The 25,807-nt window shown below is 69.7% G+C and carries 20 protein-coding genes; 12 read left to right on the forward strand and 8 right to left on the reverse strand.

Annotated features, from left to right (window positions below):
- The first annotated feature begins 179 nt into the window (after positions 1 to 179).
- The 9 genes from ACFVXC_RS34635 (at position 180) to ACFVXC_RS34675 (ending at position 9,182) form a co-directional block, all read left to right on the forward strand.
- Positions 180 to 1,499, forward strand: coding sequence for an ABC transporter substrate-binding protein (locus ACFVXC_RS34635; RefSeq protein ID WP_389913776.1), 1,320 nt, complete (start codon positions 180 to 182; stop codon positions 1,497 to 1,499).
- Positions 1,496 to 2,524: a carbohydrate ABC transporter permease gene (locus tag ACFVXC_RS34640; protein ID WP_389913779.1), complete on the forward strand. Its 1,029-nt coding sequence runs from the start codon at positions 1,496 to 1,498 to the stop codon at positions 2,522 to 2,524. Before ACFVXC_RS34635 ends, ACFVXC_RS34640 begins: the two co-directional genes overlap by 4 nt.
- A gap of 49 nt (positions 2,525 to 2,573) precedes the next feature.
- Positions 2,574 to 3,413, forward strand: coding sequence for a carbohydrate ABC transporter permease (locus ACFVXC_RS34645; RefSeq protein WP_389914006.1), 840 nt, complete (start codon positions 2,574 to 2,576; stop codon positions 3,411 to 3,413).
- A 38-nt stretch (positions 3,414 to 3,451) separates the two neighbouring features.
- On the forward strand, positions 3,452 to 4,816 hold the full coding sequence (locus ACFVXC_RS34650) for a GH1 family beta-glucosidase (RefSeq protein ID WP_389913782.1): 1,365 nt from the start codon (positions 3,452 to 3,454) through the stop codon (positions 4,814 to 4,816).
- Between the two features lie 152 nt (positions 4,817 to 4,968).
- Positions 4,969 to 5,832, forward strand: a complete 864-nt coding sequence (locus ACFVXC_RS34655; protein ID WP_389913785.1) for a VOC family protein — start codon at positions 4,969 to 4,971, stop codon at positions 5,830 to 5,832.
- A 3-nt stretch (positions 5,833 to 5,835) separates the two neighbouring features.
- Entirely contained in the window at positions 5,836 to 6,762 is a 927-nt protein-coding gene (locus tag ACFVXC_RS34660; RefSeq protein WP_389913788.1) for a SigB/SigF/SigG family RNA polymerase sigma factor, read from the forward strand.
- 100 nt (positions 6,763 to 6,862) lie between these two features.
- Complete coding sequence (locus tag ACFVXC_RS34665; protein ID WP_249591883.1) at positions 6,863 to 7,543, forward strand: ABC transporter permease; 681 nt, start codon at positions 6,863 to 6,865, stop codon at positions 7,541 to 7,543.
- Positions 7,540 to 8,220 (forward strand): ABC transporter permease, encoded by a 681-nt coding sequence (locus ACFVXC_RS34670; protein WP_389913791.1) that lies wholly within the window; start codon positions 7,540 to 7,542, stop codon positions 8,218 to 8,220. The genes ACFVXC_RS34665 and ACFVXC_RS34670 overlap by 4 nt, the downstream gene beginning before the upstream one ends.
- Positions 8,217 to 9,182 carry an ABC transporter substrate-binding protein gene (locus ACFVXC_RS34675; protein ID WP_389913794.1) on the forward strand — a complete coding sequence of 322 codons (966 nt, stop codon included), beginning with the start codon at positions 8,217 to 8,219 and terminating at the stop codon, positions 9,180 to 9,182. The genes ACFVXC_RS34670 and ACFVXC_RS34675 overlap by 4 nt, the downstream gene beginning before the upstream one ends.
- 26 nt (positions 9,183 to 9,208) lie before the next feature.
- Here the strand turns inward: ACFVXC_RS34675 and ACFVXC_RS34680 are convergent, their stop codons facing one another.
- The 8 genes from ACFVXC_RS34680 to ACFVXC_RS34715 all read right to left on the reverse strand — a co-directional run bounded on the left by ACFVXC_RS34680 (position 9,209) and on the right by ACFVXC_RS34715 (position 21,911).
- Positions 9,209 to 10,372: an ABC transporter ATP-binding protein gene (locus tag ACFVXC_RS34680; protein ID WP_389913797.1), complete on the reverse strand. Its 1,164-nt coding sequence runs from the start codon at positions 10,370 to 10,372 to the stop codon at positions 9,209 to 9,211.
- Positions 10,373 to 10,394: 22 nt separating this feature from the next.
- Positions 10,395 to 11,048: a lactate utilization protein C gene (locus ACFVXC_RS34685; protein WP_389913800.1), complete on the reverse strand. Its 654-nt coding sequence runs from the start codon at positions 11,046 to 11,048 to the stop codon at positions 10,395 to 10,397.
- Positions 11,045 to 12,541 carry a lactate utilization protein B gene (locus tag ACFVXC_RS34690; protein WP_389913803.1) on the reverse strand — a complete coding sequence of 499 codons (1,497 nt, stop codon included), beginning with the start codon at positions 12,539 to 12,541 and terminating at the stop codon, positions 11,045 to 11,047. Before ACFVXC_RS34690 ends, ACFVXC_RS34685 begins: the two co-directional genes overlap by 4 nt.
- On the reverse strand, positions 12,538 to 13,299 hold the full coding sequence (locus ACFVXC_RS34695; RefSeq protein WP_389914009.1) for a (Fe-S)-binding protein: 762 nt from the start codon (positions 13,297 to 13,299) through the stop codon (positions 12,538 to 12,540). The genes ACFVXC_RS34690 and ACFVXC_RS34695 overlap by 4 nt, the downstream gene beginning before the upstream one ends.
- A gap of 65 nt (positions 13,300 to 13,364) precedes the next feature.
- Entirely contained in the window at positions 13,365 to 14,903 is a 1,539-nt protein-coding gene (locus tag ACFVXC_RS34700) for a rhamnulokinase family protein (protein ID WP_389913805.1), read from the reverse strand.
- Positions 14,904 to 15,456: 553 nt separating this feature from the next.
- Entirely contained in the window at positions 15,457 to 17,496 is a 2,040-nt protein-coding gene (locus ACFVXC_RS34705; protein WP_389914012.1) for a bifunctional aldolase/short-chain dehydrogenase, read from the reverse strand.
- Positions 17,497 to 17,501: 5 nt separating this feature from the next.
- Positions 17,502 to 18,671 carry an L-rhamnose isomerase gene (rhaI, locus tag ACFVXC_RS34710; protein ID WP_389913807.1) on the reverse strand — a complete coding sequence of 390 codons (1,170 nt, stop codon included), beginning with the start codon at positions 18,669 to 18,671 and terminating at the stop codon, positions 17,502 to 17,504.
- 33 nt (positions 18,672 to 18,704) lie between these two features.
- Positions 18,705 to 21,911, reverse strand: a complete 3,207-nt coding sequence (locus ACFVXC_RS34715) for an alpha-L-rhamnosidase (RefSeq protein ID WP_389913810.1) — start codon at positions 21,909 to 21,911, stop codon at positions 18,705 to 18,707.
- 324 nt (positions 21,912 to 22,235) lie between these two features.
- Between ACFVXC_RS34715 and ACFVXC_RS34720 the strand changes: the two genes are divergently transcribed.
- The 3 genes from ACFVXC_RS34720 to ACFVXC_RS34730 are packed head-to-tail and all read left to right on the forward strand — an operon-like array spanning position 22,236 to position 25,772.
- Positions 22,236 to 23,732, forward strand: a complete 1,497-nt coding sequence (locus tag ACFVXC_RS34720; protein WP_389913813.1) for a sugar ABC transporter ATP-binding protein — start codon at positions 22,236 to 22,238, stop codon at positions 23,730 to 23,732.
- Entirely contained in the window at positions 23,729 to 24,769 is a 1,041-nt protein-coding gene (locus ACFVXC_RS34725; protein WP_389913816.1) for an ABC transporter permease, read from the forward strand. The genes ACFVXC_RS34720 and ACFVXC_RS34725 overlap by 4 nt, the downstream gene beginning before the upstream one ends.
- A complete protein-coding gene (locus tag ACFVXC_RS34730) occupies positions 24,762 to 25,772 on the forward strand; it encodes an ABC transporter permease (protein ID WP_389913819.1) in 1,011 nt (336 codons plus the stop codon). The genes ACFVXC_RS34725 and ACFVXC_RS34730 overlap by 8 nt, the downstream gene beginning before the upstream one ends.
- The last annotated feature ends 35 nt before the right edge of the window (positions 25,773 to 25,807 follow it).

Raw genomic sequence — 25,807 nt, forward strand, 5'->3', positions numbered from 1 at the left:
TCCGGCCTGCTCTGCCTCGAAGTTGGTTCTGTGCGACCCCTTGACGGTATCTTCCCTGCCGGTTTAACTCACGTCCTAAATTAAGTCATGAGGCCATTCAAGAGTTGAACGCAGCGCTGCCTCCAGCCGGCGCTGAGCCATCCGCCCCATGACTCCCTCCGGAAGGGACACCTGGAGCCATGCGCAGAATCCGAGCCGCCGCCGTCGGCGCCGTCACTCTCTCGCTCGCCCTCACCGCGTCCGCCTGTGGCGGAGGTTCGTCGACGGGCGGTGAGGGGTCCAACGACTCGCCGAAGACGTTGACCTACTGGGCCTCGAACCAAGGGCCCAACCTAGAGGCGGACAAGAAGATCCTGGGGCCCGAACTCGCCAAGTTCGAGAAGCAGACGGGCATCAAGGTGAAGCTCGAGGTCGTCCCCTGGTCGGAGCTGCTCAACCGGATCCTGACCGCGACGACGTCGGGCCAGGGCCCCGACGTCCTGAACATCGGCAACACCTGGAGCGCGTCGCTGCAGGCAAGCGGAGCCCTGCTGCCCTGGGACGAGAAGAACTTCGCCAAGATCGGCGGCAAGGACCGCTTCGTGGAGTCGGCGCTCGGTTCGGCCGGGGCGTCGGACAAGGACCCGGCCGCCGTCCCGCTGTACTCCATGGCGTACGCCCTCTACTACAACAAGAAGATGTTCAAGGAGGCAGGCATCGACAAGGCGCCCGCCACCTGGGACGAGATGGTCGAGGACGGCAAGAAGATCTCCAAGGGCGGCAAGTGGGCCCTCGGCGCGGAGGGGTCGAACCTCTCCAACAACATCCACCAGGTCTTCGCCCTCGGCAAGCAGCACGGCGCCGACTTCTTCACCGAGGACGGCAAGCCCGACTTCGCCTCCGACGGCGCCGTCGCGGCCGTGAAGCAGTACGTCGACATGATGGCGAAGGACAAGATCGTCGCCCCTGGCAACGCCGAGTACGCGCAGAACCAGTCCCTGAGCGACTTCTCCAAGGGCAAGACCGCGATGGTGCTGTGGCAGGCCGCCGCCACCACCTTCAAGTCGCAGGGCATGAGCGACGACGAGTGGGGCGTGGCGCCCGTGCCGGTCCAGGCCGGTGCTCCGGGGCAGGGCAAGGCCACCAACTCGATGGTGGCCGGGATCAACATGGCCGTCTTCAAGAACACCAAGAACATCGACGGCTCGTTGAAGTTCGTGAAGTTCATGACGAGCGACGCGGAGCAGAAGCTGCTCTGCAAGTCCTACGGCTCCGTGCCGCCCGTCAAGGCCGCACAGGAGGACGCCGCCTTCGACCGCCCCGAACTGAAGGTCCTGCGCGACACCCTGGCCAAGAGTGCCGCGCCCCTGCCCCAGGTGGCCAACGAGTCGCAGTTCGAGACCGCGGTCGGCACCGCCGTGAAGAACCTCTTCGCGAACGCCGCGGCCGGCCGCGAGGTCACCACCGCGTCCGTGAAGGCCGAACTGGTCAAGGCTCAGCAGCAGATGTCCAAGCAGTGAGCGACACGACCGTGAACACGGGAACCACCGGAACCACGACCGTCGTCCAGGGTGCGAAGGAGCCGCCCGCGACCGCCCCGCACGCGGGGCGGGGCCCGCGCCCCCGCCGTCCCGGCCGGCTCCGCCGTATCGCCCTCCCGTACCTCCTGCTGCTCCCCGCCCTCCTGCTCGAACTCCTCGTCCATCTGCTGCCGATCGTCATCGGCGCCGTGATGAGCTTCAAGGAGCTCACCCAGTTCTTCATCCGCGACTGGGGCGCCGCGCCCTGGTCGGGCCTGGACAACTACAAGGTGTCGGTGGACTTCGACGCCCCGGTGGGCGAGGCGCTGCTGCACTCGTTCTTGGTCACCTGTGCGTTCACCCTGCTCTCCGTCGGCCTCTGCTGGCTGATCGGGACGACCGCCGCGATCTATCTGCAGGAGACGTTCAAGGGGCGGGGCTTCCTCAGGGCGCTCTTCCTCATCCCGTACGCGCTGCCCGTCTATGCCGCCGTGATCACCTGGGGATTCATGTTCCAGCGTGACAACGGCCTCATCAACCACGTCCTTCACGACCAGTTGGGCCTCACCGACACCGCGCCGTTCTGGCTCATCGGCGACAACAGCTTCGTGGCGCTGCTCACCGTGTCGGTGTGGAAGGGCTGGCCGTTCGCCTTCCTCATCATGATGGCCGGGCTGCAGAACATTCCCAGGGAGATGTACGAGGCGGCGGCGCTCGACGGCGCGGGCATGTGGCAGCAGATCCGCCGCATCACACTGCCCTCCCTGCGCTCCGTCAACCAGGTCCTCGTGCTCGTCCTCTTCCTGTGGACGTTCAACGACTTCAACACTCCGTACGTCCTGTTCGGCAGGTCGGCGCCCGAGGCGGCGGATCTGATCTCGATCCACATCTACCAGTCCTCGTTCGCCACCTGGAACTTCGGCACAGGCTCCGCCATGTCCGTACTGCTGCTCCTGTTCCTGCTCGCGGTGACGGGCGTCTATCTGTGGGTCACCTCGCGCGAGAGGAAGTCCGTGCATGTCTAGCGTCCGCATGGCCGCGCGTCCCCGCGGGGCCGCGAAACCCCGGTCGCCGATGGCGGCCCCCCGGTCCTTCCTCTGGTCGCGGCGGATCTTCCTGACGCTGCTCACGGCCTTCGTGCTGCTCCCGGTGTTCGTGATGGTGTCCAGCTCGCTCAAGCCCCTTGAGGACGTGTCGGGCAAGTTCCGCTGGATTCCGAGCGGGTTCACGATCCGCCCGTACATCGACATCTGGAAGACCGTTCCGCTGGCGAAGTACTTCATGAACTCGCTGATCGTGGCGGGTGCGGCCACCGTCTGCTCGGTGGTGATCGCGGTCTTCGCCGCCTACGCCGTCAGCCGCTACCAGTTCCGCGGCAAGCGCGTCTTCACGGTGACGGTCCTGTCCACCCAGATGTTCCCCGGCATCCTGTTCCTGCTGCCGCTGTTCCTGATGTACGTCAACATCGGCAACGCCACGGGGATCGCCCTGTTCGGCTCGCGGGGCGGGCTCATCCTCACCTATCTGACCTTCTCGCTGCCCTTCTCGATCTGGATGCTGATCGGGTACTTCGACTCGGTGCCGCGCGATCTGGACGAGGCGGCGCTCGTCGACGGCTGCGGGCCGATCGGCGCGCTCTTCAGGGTCGTCGTTCCTGCCGCGATCCCAGGCATCGTCGCGGTCGGCGTCTACGCCTTCATGACCGCGTGGGGAGAAGTGCTCTTCGCCTCCGTCATGACGAACGACGCCACCCGCACGCTCGCCATCGGCCTGCAGGGCTACTCCACGCAGAACGACGTCTACTGGAACCAGATCATGGCCGCGTCGCTGGTCGTGAGCATCCCGGTGGTGGCGGGCTTCCTCCTGCTCCAGCGCTATCTGGTCGCCGGCCTGACCGCCGGAGCCGTCAAGTGACCCATCTCCTTGCCACAACCCCGTCTGAGAGGACGTCCGTGTCCGAGCTCATCGACCTTGCCGCACTCCCGCACGACTTCGCGTGGGGCACGGCCACATCGGCGTACCAGATCGAGGGGGCCGTCACCCAGGACGGCCGGTCTCCCTCGATCTGGGACACCTTCTCGCACACCCCCGGAAAGATCGACAACGACGATCACGGCGATGTGGCCTGCGACCACTACAATCGCTGGCGCGAGGACATCGCGCTGATGAAGCAACTGGGCACCAACGCCTACCGGTTGTCCCTCGCCTGGCCGCGCGTCGTGCCCGGCGGCGACGGGCCGCCCAACGCCAAGGGTCTCGACTTCTACGACCAGTTGATCGACGGACTGCTCGACGCGGGCATCACGCCGTCGGTGACCCTCTACCACTGGGACCTGCCGCAGGTCCTCCAGGACCGCGGCGGCTGGCCCGAGCGCGAGAGCGCCGAGCACTTCGCCGCGTACGCCTCCATCGCCGCCGAGCGCTTCGGTGACCGCGTCACCCAGTGGGCCACGCTCAACGAGCCCCTCTGCTCGGCCTGGATCGGCCACCTCGAAGGCCGGATGGCACCCGGCCTGACCGACCTGACCGCCGCCGTACGCGCCTCGTACCACCTGCTGCTCGGGCACGGCCTCGCCACCCAGGCGATCCGCGCCGCGGCGCCCGGCGCGCAGATCGGCATCGTCAACAACCTCTCCACGGTCGAGCCCGCGAGCGACCGCCCCGAGGATGTCGCCGCCGCCCGCCGGGTGGACGGCCACACCAATCGCTGGTGGCTCGACCCGGTCCACGGCCGCGGCTTTCCCGCCGACATGCAAGAGGTCTACGGCGTCGAACTCCCGGAGCGCGCAGGCGACTTGGCGACCATCGCGCAGCCGCTCGACTGGCTGGGCCTGAACTACTACTTCCCGGCCGTCGTCTCCGACGACCCCACGGGCCCCGCCCCCTACGCCCACGAGGTGCGCCGCGACGGCGTGCCCCGCACCGGCATGGACTGGGAGATCGACGCGAACGGCATCGAGACGCTCCTGCTGCGCCTCACGAACGAGTACGGGGCGCGCAAGCTGTACGTCACCGAGAACGGCTCGGCCTATCCCGACGTCGTACGCCCCGACGGAACGATCGACGACCCGGAGCGCACCGACTACCTGGTCCGCCACCTCGCCGCCTGTGCGAGCGCCGCCCGCAAGGGAGCGCCCATCGCCGGGTACTACGCCTGGTCGCTGCTCGACAACTTCGAGTGGGCCTACGGCTACGACAAGCGGTTCGGCCTCGTGCACGTCGATTACGAGACGCAGCGCCGCACCGTCAAGGGCAGCGGCCGCCGCTACACCGACATCATCCGCGGCCACCAGGGGCAGGCGCGCCGCGCCGCCTGACATGGCCTGACGCCGTCTGACCGCTCGGGCCCTTCGGTCCTGCGGTCAGATGGCCTTGGTCCCCGGGATCAGTGAAGAAGGTCCCGTATCCGAACCCGTCGTCCGCGGAACCACAGTCAGGACCGCAGAAACTCGGGTGAGGAGAAGGCGCTGTGACAAGGGACATCGGGGTCACCGACGAGAGGGAACGTGGGGTCCGTCTCGTTCCGTCCGGTGAGCGGCGGTCCGCCGTGCTCGGGGGAAGCCGCGCACCGCGTGCCTTGCGAAGAGCGGGCGGCGCGCCGTGCTGGCTGAGTCTGGCCTCGCGTGACGCGAAGGCCGCCAAGGAGTTCTACGAGCGGGTCCTCGGCTGGTGCCACGTGCCGCTCCTGGGCTCGCCAGGCACCGCACGGTCCCTGGCCCTGAAGGCCGGAGCGCCGGTGGGGACCATCAGTGAGGCATCCCGCGACCTGGGGGTCCACGCGGGCTGGATGCCGCACTTCGCCGTCGACGACCTGGACCGCGCGGTGGGACGGATCCGTGACCGGGGCGCCACCGTGGCGGTCGGACCGCTGACCACAGCGGCCGGACGTGCCGCCGTGGCGGCCGGACCCCACGACGTGGTGTTCGGTCTGCGGCACCAGGCCCTCGACCGCCGCTGGACGGTGGGGGATGGCCCTGTGGCACGGCTCGAACTGCACACGGGGGACGTCTTCGCGGCAGCCCTGTTCTACGGTGGCGTGCTCGGCTGGGCAGGCGAGACCGGCGACAGCTGCCAGGTGGAGTACACCGGCGGACGCATCGTGGTGCGTGCCGGATCGCGTCCGGTCGCCGCGCTCAGGGAGGACGCCGTACCGGGCCTCGAGGGGCGGCACCGCTGGCACACGTGCTTCCGCGTGGCCGATGTCGACGCGACCGCGGAAGCGGCCGTGGCCTGCGGCGGACGTGTCATCTCACCACCGCGGGGCTCCCACACCCCGCGCGAGGCCGTGCTGGCGGACCACGAAGGGATTCCCTTCGCGATCGTGGCGGAGTGAGGCATGCCGGTCGAGAGTGTGGAGGGCGAGCAGACGACGTTCCGCCCGGCGGATTCGGTGGTGTCGGCGGATTCGTCGCGGCCGGCTGAGCGGTCGCGGGGGGAGGCCGTCGGGCTGCCGTGGATCGAGGAAGCCGACCAGGTCGCGCCCGTGGACGCGCGGGAGCTGTCGAAGCTCTTCTTCGAGCGGCTCCGGACGCTGGAACGAGGATCGCCCGACCATACGTACACGCGCGACACCCTGATCGAGATGAACCTGACCCTGGTGCACTACGTCGCGGGCCGTTACCGCAACCGCGGCAACGGTCAGCTGGAGGATCTCGTCCAGGTCGGGACCATCGGCCTGATCAAGGCGATCGACCGGTTCGACGTGAGCCGAGGCTGCGAGTTCGTCTCGTTCGCCGTCCCGTGCATCCTCGGGGAGATCAAGCGCCACTTCCGTGACACCAGCTGGGCCGTGCACGTCCCGCGCAGACTGCAGGAGCTCCGGGGTGAACTGGTCAAGGCCCAGGAGCGGCTCGCCTCCGTGCTCGGCCGTGAACCGACGGTCAAGGAGCTCGCGGCCGATCTCGCGGTGGCCGAGGAGGAGGTCCTGGAGGGGGTCGTGGCCGCCAACGGCTACGCGGCAGGCTCCCTGGACGCCCCGCAGGACCCGGGTGAGGCCGCAGACACGTACCGGAAAGGCCGCTCGCTCGCCGACGCCATGGGTGCCCCGGACCCCGCCATAGAGGTCTTCGAGCACCTCCACGCCCTGGCGCCGCTCCTGGCGGAGCTCGACGAGCGCGAACGCCGGATCATCGAGATGCGCTTCGGACAGGAGATGACGCAGGCCGAGATCGGCACGGCGATGGGGCTTTCGCAGGTGCACGTGTCGCGGTTGCTCTCCCAGACCCTCGCCCGCCTGCGCAGGGGGTTGCGGACGCGCGAATAGGAGCAGTGAAGGGGGCGGGGACGGCGCGGGGGATCGCCCCGACGCCCGTACGGGGGACCAGAACGCGCTGACCCCCGCCTCTTCCCGCTGGAATGGAGAGGTGACCGCGCCCCCGGACGACTGCCTCGCGCGCAACGAGTGGATCTGCGGTGAGTATCTGAGCACCCGCCGCCAGATCATCGTCGACGCGGTCCTCCAGCATCTGGAGCTGACGGCGGTCTCCGTGCTCATCGCGCTCGTCATCGCCGTCCCGCTGGCCGTCGTCGCGCGCCGCTGGGCCCTTGCGGCCGGTCCCGTGCTCGCGCTCACCACGGTCCTCTACACGATTCCCTCGCTCGCGATGTTCTCGCTGCTGCTTCCCGTGTACGGCCTCTCCGCGTCCCTCGTCGTCGCGGGACTCGTCCTGTACTCACTGACGCTGCTCGTGCGCAACATCCTGGCCGGCCTGCGCGCCGTCCCCGAGGACACCCGGCAGGCCGCCCGCGGCATGGGCTACGGGCCGATCCGGCTGCTGCTCACCGTCGAACTTCCGCTCGCCCTTCCCGCCGCGATGGCGGGCCTGCGCATCGCCACCGTCTCCGCGGTCTCCCTGGTCACGGTCGGCGCGATCGTCGGCTTCGGCGGGCTCGGCAACCTCATCTACGCGGGCATGAACACCTACTTCAAGGCGCAGGTACTCACCGCCTCCGTGCTGTGTGTCGTCATCGCCGTACTGGCAGATCTGCTGCTCCTGGGCGTGCAGCGGATCCTCACTCCGTGGACGAGGGCGGTCCGCTCATGAACACCATCAGCGACGCCTGGCAGTGGCTCACCGACTCGGCGCACTGGGCCGGCGACGACGGCATCTGGCACCGGCTCACCCAGCACCTCGTCCTCACCGTGGTCTGCCTGGTGCTGAGCTGCCTGATCGCCCTTCCGGTCGCACTCGTCCTGGGCCACCTCGGCAAGGGCGGGGCCCTTGCGGTCAACATTTCCAACGTCGGCCGCGCGGTGCCGACCTTCGCGGTCCTCGTCCTGCTCCTGCTCACCCCCATCGGACAGTGGGGCGAGGGGCCCACCGTCGTCGCGCTCGTCCTGTTCGCCGTGCCGCCGCTGCTCACCAACGCGTACGTCGGGATGCGCGGGGTCGACCGCAGCGTCGTACAGGCCGCTCGCGGCATGGGAATGACGGGACGGCAGATGCTGTGGCGGGTCGAGCTGCCGCTCGCGATGCCGCTGGTCCTGAGCGGGGTGCGGATCGCCGCCGTGCAGCTCGTGGCCACCGCCACGATCGCGGCGCTCGCGGGCGGCGGGGGGCTCGGCCGGATCATCACGGCCGGGTTCAACCTCGCGAGCACCCCGCAGGTGGTGGCGGGCGCCGTCCTTGTCGCCGTGTTCGCGCTGATCGTCGAGGGACTCTTCGAGATCGGCGAACGGCTCGCCCCCGGGTGGGCGCGGGGGAGAGGGCGGACCGGATGAGGCGGGACACGGGGCCGCGTACGGCGCGGGGCGCGACGGCTGCCGCGGCCGGGATCGCTCTGCTGCTCTCCGGGTGTGCGTCGGGGCCGTCCCTGGAGACCCAGGGCGAGGTCACCGCACCGCCCGGCGACAGCCATCAGCTGGTCGTCGGTTCGGCCGGGTTCACCGAGAGCGATCTGCTCGCCCAGATGTACTCCCTGCTCCTGCGGAAGGCCGGATACGGCGCGGAGATCCTCTCCGTGGCCAACCGCGAGCTGTACGAACCCGCTCTGGAGTCCGGGCAGATCGACGTCGTCCCCGAGTACGCGGCTACGTTCGCGGACTGGCTGAACGCCAAGAAGAACGGCGCGGACGCCGAGCCGGTCGGATCGCCCGACCTCGACGCCACCCTGAGCGCCCTGCGTGGCCTCGCGGCGCCGCGAGGTCTCACCGTCCTCGACCCGGGCAAGGCCGTCGACCAGAACGCGTTCGCCGTCACCGCGTCCTACGCCGAGCAGCACCGCCTGAAGACACTGAGCGACCTCGGCAAGTCCGGCTTGAAGGTACGCCTCGCCGCGGGTGACGAATGCGTGCAACGCCCGTACTGCGAACCCGGTCTGAAGAAGGTCTACGGCATCGACATCACCTCCGTCGACCCCAAGGGCGTGGGCACGACCCAGGCGAAGAAGGCCGTGCAGAGCGGTCAGGACCAGATGGTCCTGACCACGTCGACGGACGCCACGCTCGACGACTTCGGGCTCGTCCTCCTGAAGGACGACAAGAAGCTCCAGAACGCCGACTACATCGTGCCGGTCGTCAACCGCTCCCGCGCGGGAAGCGAGGGCGTCGCGAAGGCACTCGGCCGCCTCAACGCCGTACTGACGACGGCGGACCTGGCGTCCATGAACGAACAGGTGGACAGCTGGCGCAGGCTGCCCGAGGACGTGGCTCGGACCTACCTGGAGGACAAGGGGCTGCTGTAGCCCACGACCGGCCCACGACCAGTGCTCTACGCGTCGGCCACGGAGTCGAAATCCACCTGGTCCCGGGGCACGCCCTGCGCGTCGGCGTCCACCGAGCGGCGCAGTGCCTCGTGCAGCTTCGCCGGGGTCAGCACGCCGAGGAAGCGTGCCCCGTCGAGGACCGCGACCCAGCCCGCGTCGTGCTGGAGCATCACGCCGAACGCCTGCTTGAGCGGGGCGCCGACCGGGACCCACGCCTTCATACGGTGGGCCAGATCGCCCACTCCGCGGCCCTCACCGGCGAGCGCCACCTCGTCGATGCCGACCCAGCCGTGCAGATCTCCGTCCGTGTCCAGGACGACGCCCCAGCGGGCGCCCTGCTCGCGAAGGCGAGCCGCGGCGTGCGCTGCCGGCTCGTCCAGGCGCACCACCGACGGCTGCTCCAGATCGTCCGCCTGGATCTCGGTGACCGACAGACGCTTCAGGCCCCGGTCGGCGCCCACGAACTCGGCGACGTAAGGCGTCGCCGGGGTGCCGAGCACCGCCCCGGGCGTGTCGAACTGCTCGATGTGCCCCTGCCCGTACACCGCGATCCGGTCACCGAGCCTGACGGCCTCCTCGATGTCGTGCGTGACCAGGAGAACCGTCTTGCGGACCGCCGCCTGCATCCGCAGGAACTCGTCCTGCAACTGCTCGCGCACGACGGGGTCGACGGCCCCGAACGGCTCGTCCATGAGGAGTACGGGCGGATCGGCCGCGAGGGCTCGTGCCACACCGACGCGCTGGCGCTGGCCGCCGGACAGCTGTTCGGGGTAGCGGGAGCCGTAGGTCTTCGGGTCGAGGCCCACCAGGTCGAGCAGCTCGGCCGCCCGGGCCCGCGCCTTCGACTTCTTCCAGCCCACGAGGGCGGGGACCGTCGCCGTGTTGTCGAGGACCGTGCGGTGCGGGAAGAGCCCCACCTGCTGGATGACATAGCCGATACGGCGGCGGAGGCGGACCGGGTCGACGTCCGCGATGTTCTCGCCGTTGACGAAGATGCGGCCCGCGGTCGGCTCGATGAGACGGTTCACCATCATCATCGTGGTCGTCTTGCCGCACCCGGACGGTCCGACGAGCGTGACGAGTTCCCCCTGGGCGACCTCGAAGGACAGGTCGTCCACGGCCATCGTGCCGTCCGGGTAGCGCTTGCTCACCTGCTCGAACCGGATCATGCACTCACGCTAACCGCGCCCTTCAGACTCCGCTCACCAGCACCACCTCCAGAGTGCGCGGGCCGTGCACGCCCTCCACCCGGTCCAGTTCGATGTCGCTGGTCGCGGACGGTCCCGAGATCCAGGTCAGTGGGCGGACGGGATCGAGCCGTTCGAGTGCCTGCGGGACGGAGGAGACGACCTGGTCAGGGACCCGTACGACACAGATGTGGTGATCGGGGACGAGCGTGATGCGCCGGCGGCCCTGGTCGTGGCCGCCGTCCAGGACGATCGTGCCGGTCTCGGCCACGGCCACCGCGCAGCCGGTGACGACGCTGCTGACTTCGTCGAGTTCGCCCGGGGTGCTCGTGGCGCGGTCGGCGACACGGGTCGCGTCGGCGGCCTCGAGCCAGTGCGGCGGCAGGCCGGACGGCACGAGCACGGTCCGCGCGTCGCGTGCCGCGAGCAGCCGAGTGAGCAGCTCGGGCAGCTCCTCCTCGGCGCAGCGGTGCACGAGCGCGCGATAGTCGGCGAGGTTCTCCGCGAGCAGCTCGACGGTCTGCTCGGCCGTGCGGTCACCGTGCTCGCGCAGGTAGTCGCGGGGGACGGAGGTGCCGTAGGTGTCCTTCGGCTCCGCGTCCGGTACGTCCGCAAGGGCGCGTCGGACGCGGCCCAGGATCTGGTCCCTGCTGCTCACTTCGCGCCGCCCTTCTCCGCCTGGCCGCCATTCGTACGCCGCCACCAGTCGCGGAACGGCTCCGCGGGCACCTTCGGCAGATCCCGCGTCGCGCTCCACGCCCGGCCGGGGCCGGGAAGCGTGCGCGGGTGGAAGCGCCGGGTCCCGGACGCGAGCCGCTGCCCGGCTCGCAGCGTCCCCGGACGGCTGAACGCCCAGCCCGCCGCACGCATCGCGGCCCGCTCGGATGCGTGCCCCTTCGCGGGCCGCAGGGTCACCTTCGTGCCGTGGCGTACCACTTCGCCGCCCTGGACCACCCGTTCGCGCAGGTGGACGAGGACTTCGGGGATGTCGATGGCGACCGGGCACACCTCGTAGCAGGCGCCGCAGAGGGAGGATGCGTAAGGGAGCGAGGCGTCGATCTCGCTCTGGGTGCCGCGTAGTTGAGGGCTGAGGATCGCTCCGATAGGGCCGGGGTAGACCGAGCCGTACGCGTGGCCGCCCGCTCGTTCGTACACGGGGCAGACGTTGAGACAGGCCGAACAGCGGATGCAGCGCAGTGCCTGGCGGCCCACCTCGTCGGCGAGCGTGTCGGTGCGGCCGTTGTCGAGGAGCACCAGGTGGAAGGTGCTCGGGCCGTCCTCCTGAGCAGTGCCGGTCCACATCGACGTGTACGGGTTCATCCGCTCGGCCGTCGAGGAGCGCGGGAGCGTCTGGAGGAAGACCTCCAGGTCCCGCCAGGTCGGCACGATCTTCTCGATGCCGACGACCGAGATCAGCGTCTCGGGGAGCGTGAGGCACATACGGCCGTTGCCCTCCGACTCGACGACCACCAGCGTGCCCGTCTCGGCGACCATGAAGTTCGCCCCGGAGACACCGACCTTGGCGCGCAGGAACTTCTCCCGGAGGTGGAGACGGGCGGCCTCCGCCAGTTCGGCCGGGGTGTCGGTGAGTCCGTCCGGGGCGGGGCGGCCCCATTCGCTCATCTCGCGCGCGAAGATGTCACGGATCTCGCCGCGGTTGCGGTGGATGGCCGGGACGAGGATGTGCGAGGGGCGGTCCTTGCCGAGCTGCACGATGAGCTCGGCGAGGTCGGTCTCGTACGCGTGGATGCCCTCGGCCTCCAGCGCTTCGTTGAGCCCGATCTCCTGGGTGGCCATCGACTTGACCTTGACCACTTCGGTCTCGCCGGTGTCCTTGACCAGCGCTGTCACGATGCGGTTCGCCTCGTCGGCGTCCGCCGCCCAGTGCACGGTGCCGCCCGCCGCGGTGACCGACTCCTCGAGCCGGACCAGGTGACGGTCGAGATGGCGCAGGGTCTCGTCCTTGATCCGTTTGCCCGCCTCGCGCAGCTGCGCCCAGTCGTCCAGCTCGGCGACCGCGCGGGCCCGTTTGTCGCGGATGGTGTGCGTGGCGTGCCGCAGATTGGCGCGCAGGGTCTTGTTGCCCACGGCCTCGCGGGCGGCCGTGGGGAAGGCGGGCATGCCTACGAACGTGCTGCTCGTGCCGCTCATGAGAGGGGCTCCTCTTCCGTGCTCGCCAGGATCTCCGCGATGTGGACCGGGCGCACGCCGCTCCTGAGGCGGGTCATCGTGCCCCCGATGTGCATCAGGCAGGAGTTGTCCGCCGCGCACAGGGTGTCGGCGCCCGTCGACTCGGCGTTGCGCACCTTGTCCGTGCCCATCGCCGACGAGACATCGGAGTTCTTCATCGCGAAGGTGCCGCCGAAACCGCAGCACTCCTCGGCGCCGGGGAGCTCGACCAGTTCAAGACCCTTGACCGCTTGGAGCAGCCGCGTGGGACGGTCGCCCAGTCCGAGACTGCGCAGTCCGTGGCAGGTCGGGTGGTACGTCACCGTGTGCGGGTAGTACGCCCCGACGTCCGTCACACCGAGGATGTCCACCAGGAATTCGGTGAGTTCGTACGTCTTGGGGACGACCGGGGCCAGCGTGGCGGCGAGGCCGTTCCCGCGCCCCTCGGAGCGGGCCCGTTCTCCCATACGGGGGTACAGCTCGCGGACCATCGCGCCGCACGAGCCGGAGGGCGTCACGATCGCGTCGTACTCGTCCGAACCGAAAACATCGGAGAAGTGGCGAGCGAGCGGCTCTGTCTGGTGGCGGTAGCCCGTGTTGTAGTGCGCCTGCCCGCAGCAGGTCTGCGCCATCGGGAAGTCGACGTGAACTCCCAGTCTGGTCAGCAGTTTCACCACCGCTCGTCCTGTGTCCGGGTAGAGCGTGTCGTTGACACAGGTCAGGAACAGAGCGACTCGCACCGCGGGTTCCTCCTCGTCGGTCATCGGATGGATGCAGCGTATGCGCTACGCGGACTTTGCGGGAGTCATGATGCCGGGACGCGTCGGGCTGCCTCGTCCCATGCCGCGCGGCGCGCCGGGTCGCTGGTCGGCTCGTAGCGAGTCAGGTGCTGGGTGCGGGCCAGCAGGGCGCGCATCTCATGACGGTCGCGCATGAGGCCGTGCGCTCTCGCCTGCACGAGTACGTTGCCGAGCGCGGCGGCCTCTGCCGGGCCCGCGACGACGGGCAGACCGCAGGCGTCCGCGGTCAGCTGGCACAGGAGGGCGTTGCGGGCACCGCCGCCGACTATGTGGACGACGTCCACGGCCCGGTCCGCGAGGCGTTGGGCGTCCTCGATGGCGCGGCGGTGGGCCAGGGCCAGGGAGTCGAGGATGCAGCGCGTCGTCTCGGCGGGGGTGCCGGGGGCGGGCTGGCCCGTGGCCCGGCAGGCCTGGGCGATGCGGTGCGGCATGTCGCCGGGGGAGAGGAAGGCGGGGTCGGCCGCGTCGACGAGCGAGCGGAGAGCGGGGGCGGTGGCGGCGTCGTGGAGGAGGCTTTCCAGGTCGGGGGCGCCTGTGGTGGTGGGGATGCTGGTGCCGGTATCGGTATCGGTGGCCCAGGTGCGCAGGCACTCCTGGAGCAGCCACAGGCCCATGATGTTGCGCAGGTAGCGGACCGTGCCTTCGATGCCAAGCTCGTTGGTGAAGTTGGCTTCGCGGCTCTCCTCCGTGCGGATGGGGGCGGTCAGTTCCAGGCCCGCGAGCGACCATGTGCCGGTGCAGATGTAGGCGAAGTTCTCGGTGGTGGCGGGGACGGCGGCTACCGCTGACGCGGTGTCGTGGGAGGCGACCGTTGTGACGGGGGTGGGCGTGTTCAGGCCGGTGTCGTGCAGTACCTGCGGAAGCAGGTGGCCCGCGGGGTCGCCCGGTTGTCGCAGGGGCGAGAACAGTCCGAGGTCGATGCCGAGACGCGTCGCCACCTCCTGAGACCAGTCTCCTGTGCCGGGGTCCATGAGCTGCGTGGTGGAGGCGTTGGTCAGTTCTGTGCCGAGTTCGCCCGTCAGCCAGTACGTCAGCAGATCCGGGATGAGCAGCAGGTGCTGGGCGGCGGCCAGTTGGGCTGATCCCTGAGCGGCCATGAGTTGGTACAGGGTGTTGAAGGGGGCGTGCTGGATGCCCGTTGCGGCGTAGAGCTCGGCGGCCGGGACGGTAGTCCCTGCCCTGGCCGCGAAGCCCTCGGTGCGAGGGTCCCGGTAGTGCACCGGATTGCCGAGGAGCGCGCCGTCGGCGTCCAGTAGGCCGTAGTCGACTGCCCAGCCGTCCATGCCGATGGAGGTGAGGGGGGCGGCGGAGCCGGCGGCGCGGAGGCCGTCGAGGATTCCGGCGTACAGGGAGAGGACGTCCCAGTGCAGGGTGCCGGCGGCGCGGACCGGGCGGTTGGGGAAGCGGTGTGCCTCTTGGAGGTCGAGGGTGTCGGGGCCTGTCCGGGCCAGCATGACGCGTCCGCTGGAGGCGCCCAGGTCGATCGCGGCGAAGCGGTGGGGTGAGCGAGGGCCGGCTTTGGCATGGGGGCTGACGATGGGCATCGGGGCTCGCAAGGGTTCAGGGTCGAGGACGAGGGTGCGGGGGTAGGTGCGGGTGCGGTGTGGGTGCCCGTACGGGTGCGTGGTGGTCGCGTCGTGATTCTTCGGGGCGGGGCGGGGCGGGCCGGTGTGTCCGTCCTCGCCATCCGCTACTGGGCGCTGGCTACTTCGGATCAGGAGTGCTGTGGGCCGTGCTCCGGGCGGACCTACCTGCACGTCCCTTCTGGTCGGGCGGGCGGCTGCGGGCCGGTGGGCATTCGCGGGCGCCCGCGGACGCCTCCTCGGGTCGGATGCGCGGTGCTGGCGGCCGGTGACTCTCGGCGTCTGGAGGATCGTCCTCTCGGGGCGGTGTGCGGCTGCGGGGCGATGTGTCCCCTCGGTCACGTCGGGAGCGTCCCTCCGGTCGGGTGGGCGTCCGCGGGTCGGTGGGGGCCTCCCGGCCGCCCGAGGACCGCTTCCGCTCGGTGTGGTGGGCGGCTGCGGGCCGGTGTCCTCTCGGCCGACTCGGGAACGTCCCTCCGGCCGGGTGTGCTGCGCCGACCGGAGGGGGCTGTGGCTACCTGAGGAACGCTGCCGCGACGCCCGCGTCCACGGGTATGTGCAGGCCTGTCGTGTGAGTGAGGTCGCCCGCCGTCAGGGCGAAGACCGCGTTGGCCACGTGCTCGGGGAGCACCTCTCGCTTGAGGAGGGTTCGTTGGGCGTAGAAGGCGCCCAGGTTCTCCTCCTCGATCCCGTACGTCGCCGCGCGCTGCGCGCCCCAGCCGCCCGCGAAAATGCCCGAGCCGCGGACCACGCCGTCCGGGTTGATGCCGTTGACGCGTATGCCGAACTCGCCCAACTCGGCTGCCAGCAGGCGGACCTGGTGGGCCTGGTCGGCCTTGGTGGCGGAGTACGCGATGTTGTTCGGGCCCGCGAACACCGCGTTCTTGGACGTGATGTAGATGATGTCGCCGCCCAAGGCCTGGTCCCGCATGACGCGGGCCGCCTCGCGGGAGACGAGGAAGGAGCCGCGGGCCATGATGTCGTGCTGCAGGTCCCAGTCACGGGCCGTGGTGTCGAGCAGCGGCTTGGAGATGGAGATGCCCGCGTTGTTCACCACCAGGTCCACTCCGCCGAAAGCCAGGGCTGTGGCGTTGAAGGCGGCAGTGATCTGGTCTTCGGACGTGACGTCCATGGAGACGGCGATGGCCTTGTCGGGCCCGCCCAACTCCCGCGCCACCGTCTCGGCGTTCTCCGTGTCGAGGTCCGCCACCGCTACGCAGGCACCCTCAGCGACCAGGCGGTGCGCGATCGCCTTGCCGATGCCGCTGCCCGCGCCGGTCACCAGGGCCACTCGGGTGGCCAGCGGCTTGGGCTTGGGCAGGCGCTGGAGTTTTGCCTCCTCCAGCGGCCAGTACTCGATGCGGAACTTCTCCGACTCGTCGATCGGGGCGTACGTGGAGACGGCCTCGGCGCCGTGCATGACGTTGATGGCGTTCACATAGAACTCGCCCGCCACGCGCGCTGTCTGCTTGTCCTTGCCGAAGGAGAACATGCCCACGCCTGGAACGAGAACGATCGCCGGGTCGGCACCGCGCATCGCGGGCGAGGCCGGGTCGGCGTGGCGGGTGTAGTAGGCCGCGTACTCCTCTCGGTACGCGGTGTGCAACTCCTTGAGGCGGGTGATGGCCTCGGAGAGCGGGGCGGTGGGCGGGAGGTCCAGGACCAGCGGCCTGACCTTCGTGCGCAGGAAGTGGTCCGGGCAGGAGGTGCCCAGGGCTGCCAGGCGCGGGTGTTCGGTGGAGGCCAGGAAGTCGAGGACGGTGTCCGTGTCGGTGAAGTGGCCGATCTGGACGCGGTCCCGCGAGGCCAGCGAGCGGATGTGCGGAGCCAGTTCGGCCGCGCGCCGGTGGCGGGCGGCGGTGGGGAGAGGGGCGCAGTCGTCCAGGGGGTCGCCGAAGGGGGTGCTCTTGCCGCGTTCGGCGAGGAACGCCTCCGCCGTGCGGATGATGTGCAGGGAGTTGCGCTCGCACTCGTCCGCCGTGGCGCCCCACGCCGTGATGCCGTGACCGCCAAGGACGCAGCCGATCGCATCGGGGTTCGCCGCCTGTACTTCGGCGATGTCCAGGCCCAGTTGGAAGCCGGGGCGGCGCCAGGGCACCCAGGCCACCGTGGAGCCGAAGCACTCGGCCGTCAGCTTCTCGCCGTCCGCGGCGCACGCCAGGGCGATGCCCGAGTCGGGGTGGAGGTGGTCCACGTGCGGTGCGTCCACCAGGGCGTGCATCGCCGTGTCGATGGAAGGGGCCGCGCCGCCCTTGCCGTGCAGGCAGTAGTCGAAGGCGGCGACCATCTCGTCCTCACGGTCCGCGCCCCCGTACACCTCCTTGAGCGCGTGGAGGCGGTCGAGGCGCAGGACCGCGAGGCCCTCCTCGGTGAGGGTGCCCAGGTCGCCGCCCGAGCCCTTGACCCACATCAGGTCCGTGTCCGCGCCGGTGACCGGGTCGGGGGCCGTGCCCTTCGCCGAGGCGTTGCCGCCCGCGTAATTCGTGTTGCGCGGGTCGGCGCCCAAGCGGTGCGCGCGCTCCAGGAGTTCCTTGATCCGTGCGTGCTGTGTCATGTCGCTCATGCCCCCCATCCGGCCTGCTCGCCGCCCACGCGGTCCTTGACGATCTGCTCCTGCCAGCCTGACCGCTGATAGGCCCTCATGGGATCCGGGTCGATCCCCGAGTCCTCCCTGACTTCTGCCAGTAGGGGACGAACGTCCGTGTTGAAGGCGTCCATCAGGGCGGCGTTGGCGGCGAGGACGTCGCCGGTCCGCTGGGCATCGGCCAGCGCGTCGGCGTCGACGAGAAGTGCCTTCGCCGTGGCCTCCTGCACGTTCATCACCGAGCGGATGATCGCCGGGATCTTCGCCTCGATGTTGTGGCACTGGTCGAGCATGAACGCGATGTCGGAGTTCAAGCCGCCGCCGCGGATGACCTCGTACATGATCCGGAACAGCTGGAAGGGGTCGGCGGCGCCCGCCATCAGGTCGTCGTCCGCGTAGAAGCGCGAGTTGAAGTCGAAGGCGCCGAGACGGCCCTCGCGCAGCAGCGTGGCGACGATGAACTCGATGTTGGTGCCGGGCGCGTGGTGGCCGGTGTCGACGACGACCTGTGCCTTGGGCCCGAGCTTCAGGCAGTGCGCGTACGCCGTGCCCCAGTCCGGGATGTCCGTGGCGTAGAAGGCAGGCTCGAAGAGCTTGTACTCGATGAGCATGCGCTGGTCGTCGCCGAGACGTTCGTAGGTGGCCCGCAGGGCTTCGGACAGGCGGTCCTGGCGGCTGCGGATGTCGTCCTGGCCGGGGTAGTTGATGCCGTCGGAGAACCAGAGCTTCAGGTCGCGCGAACCCGTCGCGTCCATGACGTCCACGCACTCCAGGAGATGGCCGAGTGCCTTGCGCCGGATCGCCGGGTCCGGGTTGGTGACCGAGCCGAGCCTGTAGTCGTCGTCCTGGAAGACATTGGTGTTGATCGCTCCGAGCCGCACGCCTTGCCCGGTGGCGTACTCCGCGAGGGCCGCGTAGTCGTCGACCCTGTCCCAGGGGATGTGCAGAGCCACCCTGGGCGCCACACCTGTGTGTGCGTGCACCCGGGCGGCGTCATCGATCTTCTCCCGGGTCGTGCGGGGGACACCTGGCTGCGCGAAGACCTTGAAGCGCGTACCGGAGTTGCCGTACGCCCAGGACGGGGTCTCCAGGGCCTGGGTGGTGAGTGCCGCTTTCACGGCGTCCTTGCTGGTTCCGGCGGTCATCGCGCAGCCTTCCGAAAGAGCGGTCGAGGTGGGTCAGTTGGAGAAGCGGTGGGTGCCGGAGGCGGCGGCGAATACGGCGCAGCCGTCCTCCATGCGCAGGAACTCCGCCGCGTCGTGCTCCACTTGCGTGCGTTCGTCGGCGGGGATCCACACCTCCGCGGTGGTGTTGGCGGGCAGGGTGAGAGTGAGACGGAATCCGTCGGAGTCCGTCTTCCAGTGGGTGGTGACGGGGCCGTAGAGCGCGTCGAAGCTGCTCGTCGCCTCGGTCACGCCGCCGCCGGGGCGCGGGCGGACGAGGATCTTGCGGAAGCCAGGGTCGGCCGGTGCGATGCCCGCGATGTTCGCGTACATCCACTCGCCCACCGAGCCGTACGCGTAGTGGTTGAAGGAGTTCATGCCGGCGTCCTGGAAGCTGCCGTCAGGCTTGATGGAGTCCCAGCGCTCCCACATCGTCGTGGCGCCCTTGTCGATCTGGTAACCCCAGCTGGGGAAGGACTTCTGGACGAGGAGGCGATAGGCCACGTCCGTGTGGCCGGTGGCGGTGAGGACGGGCAGCAGGCGCGGGGTGCCCAGGAAGCCCGTCGACAGGTGCCATTCCTTGGACTTGATGAGCTCCACCAGGCGGGCGGCCGCCGGTGCGCGGTCGCCGTCCGTGAGCAGGTCCATGGACAGGGCCAGGACGTACGCGGTCTGCGTGTCGCCCTTCACCCGGCCGCCGCCGGTCACGTACGCCGCACGGAAGGCGTCCCGGACACTGCCGAAGAGCTTCTTGTACGGGGCCGGGTCCTTGCCGAGCGCCTCGGCGGTCCGCGAGACCAGGTCGGCGCTGTGCGCGAAGTAGGCCGTGCCGATGACGTCCTTGGGGGTCTCGTCCTGGATGTTGAGCCAGTCCCCGTAGCCCTCGGCGGGGCGCAGATATCCGCTGCTGTGCTTCTCCAGGTACGCCAGCCACTTCAGCATCGACGACCAGGACTGCTCCAGGACGCGTTTGTCCCCGTAGGCCTGGTACAGCGCCCAGGGGACGGTCACTCCCGCGTCGCCCCAGCCGGCCACGCCCTTGCCCACCGTACCGACGAACGGGGCCACGTCCGGGAAGGCGCCGTCGTCCGGCTGCCCGTCGCGCAGGTCGTCGAGCCACTTGGTGAGGAAGCGCGCCGACTCCATCGTGTAGGCGGCGGTCGGCGCGAAGACGTTGATATCGCCGGTCCAGCCGAGCCGCTCGTCGCGTGCGGGGGTGTCGGTGGGGATGGAGAGGAAGTTGCCGCGCTGCCCCCATGTGATGTTGCTGTGCAGCTGGTTGAGCATGGGAACGTTCGTCTTGAAGTCCATGGTGAACGGCGCCGACGTGTGGATCACGCGGCCCACCACGGCGTCCAGCGGTGGCTTGCCCGGATAGCCCGTCACCTCGACGTAGCGGAAGCCGTGGAAGGTGAACCGCGGCTCGTACGTCTCCTTGCCGCCGCCCTTGAGCGTGTAGGTGTCCGTGGCACGCGCGGTCCGCAGATTGGTGGTGTAGGGCGTGCCGTCGGGGTTGAGGACCTCCGCGTGGCGCAGCCGGACCTTCGTGCCGGCCTTCCCGGAGACGTTCAGGCGGACCGCTCCGACCATGTTCTGACCGAGGTCGAAGACGAACACGCCGGGCTTGGGCTCACTCACCTTCCGGGCGGATATCTCGCTCTCCACGCGCGCGTGCCCGTCGATCTGGGCCACGACAGCGGCCTTGACCTTGTCGACGGCGTCCGCCGCGATCCAGTCCGAGTCGTCGAACCCGGCGCGCGTCCAGCCCGCGGTCTCCAGACGGGCGTCGTAGTCCTCGCCCGACAGCAGGTCGGCGGCGGTCACCGGACCGGTGGTGGCGCGCCATTGGGTGCCGGAGAGCACACGGTCGGTCGAGCCGTCGGTGTACGTGACCTCAAGCTGGCCAAGGAACGCCGGTCGATCGCCGTACTGGTGCGGACCGAACATGCCGACGTTCCCCGCGTACCAACCGACCGCGACCGTCACGCCGAGCGCGTTGGCGCCGGACTTGAGCTGCTCGGTCACGTCGTACGTCTGGTACTGGACCCGCTTGTTGTAGTCGGTCCAGCCCGGCGCCAGACGGTCGTCGCCGACACGCTCGCCGTTCAGCCACGCGTCGTAGAGGCCCAGGGCCGTGGAGTACAGCCGGGCCCGCGCGACCTTCCTGCCCGCCCGCAGACGGAACTCGTGGCGCAACTGGGCGGCGGGGCAGTGGTTGGGGGCGACCTTGCCCCAGGGACCCGAACCCCAAGGGGCGAGGGTCTTCGACGCGGCCCAGGAACCGTCGTCGTACTCCGCCGACTGCCAGTCGCCCGAAGGTTCCTTGTCGGTCGTCCTCCACGTGCCGTCGGTGGTGAGGGTGCGTACGCCGTCGGCGGTCGTCAGTTCGAGCACGCCGAGCAGACCGGCTGGCCCGGTCGTGGCATTGGTGGCGGAGACGGCGACGACCGCGGCACCGGGGCGCAGCCGGTCGGTCACGTCGACGACCACGGGGCGGCGCCAGTTGTCGGCGGCGCCGTCCGCCTCGGTGTGTGCCACCTGCGCGCCGTTCACGTACGCGGTGTAGCCGTCGTCGGCCGTCATGACCACCCGCGCGCGAGTGACCCCTTCGGGGACATCGACGCGGCCGCGGAACCAACGGGTGGCCGCAGGGGCGCTGGTCGCGGGGTCTCCCTCGGGAAACCAGATCCACGAGGCGTCGTCCAGGGCGGGCGCGCCTACCAGGGAGGCGGGTGCGCCGATCCACTGTGCCGACCAGTCCTTCGCCGCGGAGAGCCCGGTCTCCCACCAGGAGGGCTCACTCCAGGCGGAGGCCTTGCCCGAGGCGTCCCAGACCCGGACCGACCAGTGGTAGCGCGTACGGGACTTGAGGTCGGGGCCCGTGTATGGGACCAGGACGGAGTCGCTGGACGCGACCTTGCCGCTGTCCCAGACGTTGGGCTCGGTGAGGCGGCCCGGGGCGGTGGCGACGCGCACCTGATAGGCCGTCTGCTCCTGGCCGTCCTTGTCGGACGTCAGGGGCCAACTCAGCCTGGGACGCGGCACGTCGAGGCCGAGCGGGTTTCGCACGTACTCGACGGTCGGTCTGGTCACACGTAGGGCGCGTCCTTTGGCGGAGGGTACGGCTCGGGCGGCCTGTACGGGGGAAACGGCTCCGGCGGCCATGGCCGTGCCCAGGGCGGCCGTGGCGGTGGTGCTGAGCAGTCGTCTTCTGCTGATCACAACTCGACTCCGTAACGACTCGACGATGAATCGTTTCACGAGAGGCGAAGCTAGGGAGCCTGCTGACTCCTGTCAAGGGGCCTTGAGTGCTTCACCCTTGGTGCATGGAGTGACAGCAGGATTTTCAAGTCACGACCATTGACGCCGGAGTTGGTGCGGGTTTAGCTTCCCTGAAAATTGATTGAAACCTTTCACGCCAAGTGTCCGGCGAGTGACTCCCCATGACGTCCGACACCCGACGCCCAGCGCGTCGGATGCCGTACGCACGACACCTGATTCCCCATGCCAGAGCCGCATGCCCTTCGTGACCGATCGGTGCTACCTATGAGAGAGCCCCCCGTCCTTGCCGTGCAGGGCCTGAGCAAGTCCTTCGGGGCCGTGCGCGCCCTGCACGATGTCTCCCTGGAGCTGTACGCCGGTGAGGCGCACGCCCTCGCGGGCGAGAACGGCGCAGGGAAATCCACCCTCATCAAGACCCTCGCCGGGGTCCACCGGCCGGACACGGGGGAGCTGTCGCTCGAGGGGTCCCCGGTCGTCTTCCACGGCCCCGGTGACGCCAGGGACGCGGGCGTCGCCGTCATCTACCAGGAGCCGACGCTCTTCCCCGACCTCTCCGTCGCGGAGAACATCTTCATGGGGCGTCAGCCTCGCCGTTCCTTCGGCCGCGTCGACCACAAGGCCGTACACGCGGCGGCCGACGCGCTCTTCAAGCGCCTTGCCGTGGACCTCGACCCCGAACAGCCCGCTCGCGGGCTCTCCATCGCTGACCAGCAGATCGTCGAGATCGCCAAGGCGCTCTCCTTCGACGCCCGGGTCCTGATCATGGACGAACCGACCGCGGCGCTCACCGGCAGCGAAGTGGCCCGCCTCTTCGGCGTCGTGCGCACCCTGCGCGAACAGGGCGCCGCGGTGCTCTTCATCTCGCACCGTCTCGAGGAGATCTTCGAGCTGTGCCAGCGCGTCACCACGCTCCGGGACGGTGGCCTGATCGCGAGCGAGCCGCTGGACGGCCTGGCCGAGGACGATCTCGTGCGCCGCATGGTGGGCCGCGATCTCGACGAGCTCTACCCGAAGCAGGACACACAGGTCGGCGAAGTCGCGCTCAGCGTCCGCAGGCTGACCCGTGAGGGCGTCTTCACCGACGTGTCGTTCGACGTGCGGCGCGGCGAGATCGTCGGGCTCGCGGGACTCGTCGGCGCCGGTCGCAGTGAGGTCGCGCGGGCCGTGTTCGGCGTCGACCGGTGGGATGCCGGAACGGTCGAGGTGCAGGGGAAGACGCTGATCAACGGCGCCCCCAGCACCGCCATGGCCGCCGGGCTCGCGCTCGTCCCCGAGGACCGTCGCGCGCAGGGCCTGGTGATGGACATGTCCATCGAGCGCAACATCGGGCTCACCGGGCTGCGTACGACCGTGCGGGCCGGCCTCATGGACCGCGGCGCCGAACGCAGCCGCTCGCTCGACTGGGCGGTGCGGCTCCAGGTGAAGTACGCGCGGATCGCCGACGCCGTCGGCACCCTGTCGGGCGGCAACCAGCAGAAGGTCGTCCTCGCCAAGTGGCTGGCCACCAGGCCCCAGGTGCTGATCGTGGACGAACCCACCCGCGGCATCGACGTCGGCACCAAGGCCGAAGTGCACCGCTTGCTCTCCGAACTCGCCGCCGAGGGGGTCGCGGTCCTGATGATCTCCTCCGATCTGCCCGAGATCCTCGGCATGGCCGACCGGGTCCTCGTCATGCACGAAGGACGGCTCACCGCCGAGATCCCGCGCGCGCGGGCGACCGAGGAGACCGTGATGGCGGCCGCCACAGGAAGGACGGCATGAGCGTGACCACGCGGAGCCCCGCACCCGCCGTCGACCCGGAGAAGGCCGCGGGTACGCGCCTGGTCGACCGCGTCTTCAAGATGCGCGAACTGGCCATCCTGCTTGTCTTCCTGGTGATGATCGGCATCACCCAGGCGGGCAACAGCGAGTTCCTGTCCGAGCAGGGCATCAAGGACCTGCTTCTGAACGCGACCATCCTCGTCCTCGTCGCGACGGGACAGGCCCTGGTCGTCATCACCCGCAACGTCGACCTGTCGGTCGGCTCCACACTCGGGATCAGCGCCTTCGCCGCGGGCAACTACCTCCAGGGCGGCGGCGACCCGACACTCGCGATCCTCCTCGCCGTGGCGCTCGGCGTCGGCTGCGGCCTGCTCAACGGAGCACTCGTCAGCCTCGGCCAGGTGCCCGCGCTCGTCGTGACACTCGGCACCCTCTACATCATCCGGGGCATCGACTCGATCTGGGTGGGCTCCCGGCAGATCACTGCGTCCGACCTGCCGGACGGCTTCGTCGACTTCGGCTCGGGCGGGATCTCGGCCGTGCCGTATCTGGCGCTGATCGCGCTCGCCGTCCTGGTCGCGGTCGCGTACTACCTGCGGCACTTCGGCGGCGGACGCGAGCTCTACGCACTCGGATCCAACCCCGAGGCCGCGCGGCTCGCGGGCATCCCGGTACGCAAGCGCATCCTCGCCGCCTACACCGCGTGCGGAGCGCTCGCCGGACTGGCCGGCGCGCTCTACCTGGCCCGCTTCGGCAACGTCGACTCCGCCACAGGCAACGGCTATGAACTCACCGTCGTCAGCGCCGTAGTGGTCGGTGGCGTCGTGTTCACCGGCGGCTCCGGCAGCGTCTACGGTGCGGCACTCGGCGCCTTGCTGCTCACGTCCATCAACAGCGTGCTTCCCGCGCTCGGCGTCAGCTCTGTATGGGTGCTCGCCATCAACGGCGTACTGCTCGTCCTGGCCATCGCCGTCGACCGGGTCGTCGCCCTGCGCGTCGCCAAGGCCCTGAAGAAGAGGAACGCCCGCCATGGCTGACTCCAACCGGCTCACGAACCGGTTCACGCTGACGCACGCCATCCGCTGGGACACCGTTGTCGGCGCTCTCCTTGTCGTCCTCCTCCTGATGTCGTTCTCCTTTGTGGACGGATTCGGGAACGCCCTCAACCTGTCGTTCCTCATCGGAAACACGTTGCCCATCGCCCTCATCGCCCTACCGATGACGCTCCTCGTCGTCTCCGGAGAGATCGATCTGTCGGTGGCCTCGACGGCGGGGCTCTCCGGAGCGGTGATGGGCGCTCTCTGGAACGCGGGCATGGCCATCGAGACGATCATTCCGCTCGTGCTCCTCCTCGGAGTCGTCTGCGGCCTCGTCAACGGCCTCCTGGTGACCCGCCTGGGGCTGCCCTCGCTCGCCGTGACCATCGGCACCATGGCCGCCTACCGGGGCATCGCGCAGATCGTCCTCGGCTCCGACGCCGTCACCGACTTTCCCTCGCGGTACCTGGACTTCGCGGCCGGACAAGTCGGCGGCACATTCCTGCCGTACGCTTTCCTGCCCTTCCTCGCGCTGCTCGCGATCGCCGTCGTCGTCCTGCACGCCACGCCCTTCGGCCGCTCGCTCTTCGCGATCGGCGCCAACGAGGAGGCGGCGCGGTTCGCCGGCGTCCGGGTCAAGCGGCACAAGCTCTGGCTGTTCGTCCTCACCGGGCTCATGGCCTCGCTCACGGGAATCTTCTGGGCCCTGCACTACGCGAGCGCCCGCTACGACAACGCCACCGGGCTCGAACTGTCCGTCGTCGCCGCCGTACTGCTCGGCGGCATCGACTTCGACGGCGGCAAGGGGACCCTCGGCGGCGCGATCGCCGGAGTCTTCCTGCTCGGCGGCCTTCAGAACGCGATGAGCCTGCTCAACGTCTCCGCACAGTCGCAGATCGTCGTCACCGGCGTGCTGCTCGTGGTCTCCGTGCTCGGGCCGCGCGTGGCCCGTCAGATCGCCGTCGCCAGAGCGGGCCGCCGCGCCGCCGCGCCCGCCCGCTGACCCCTCGTACCGCCGACAAGTCGATAAGTCCGAAA

Source organism: Streptomyces sp. NPDC058257, from assembly GCF_042881845.1.
Taxonomy (GTDB): Bacteria; Actinomycetota; Actinomycetes; order Streptomycetales; family Streptomycetaceae; genus Streptomyces.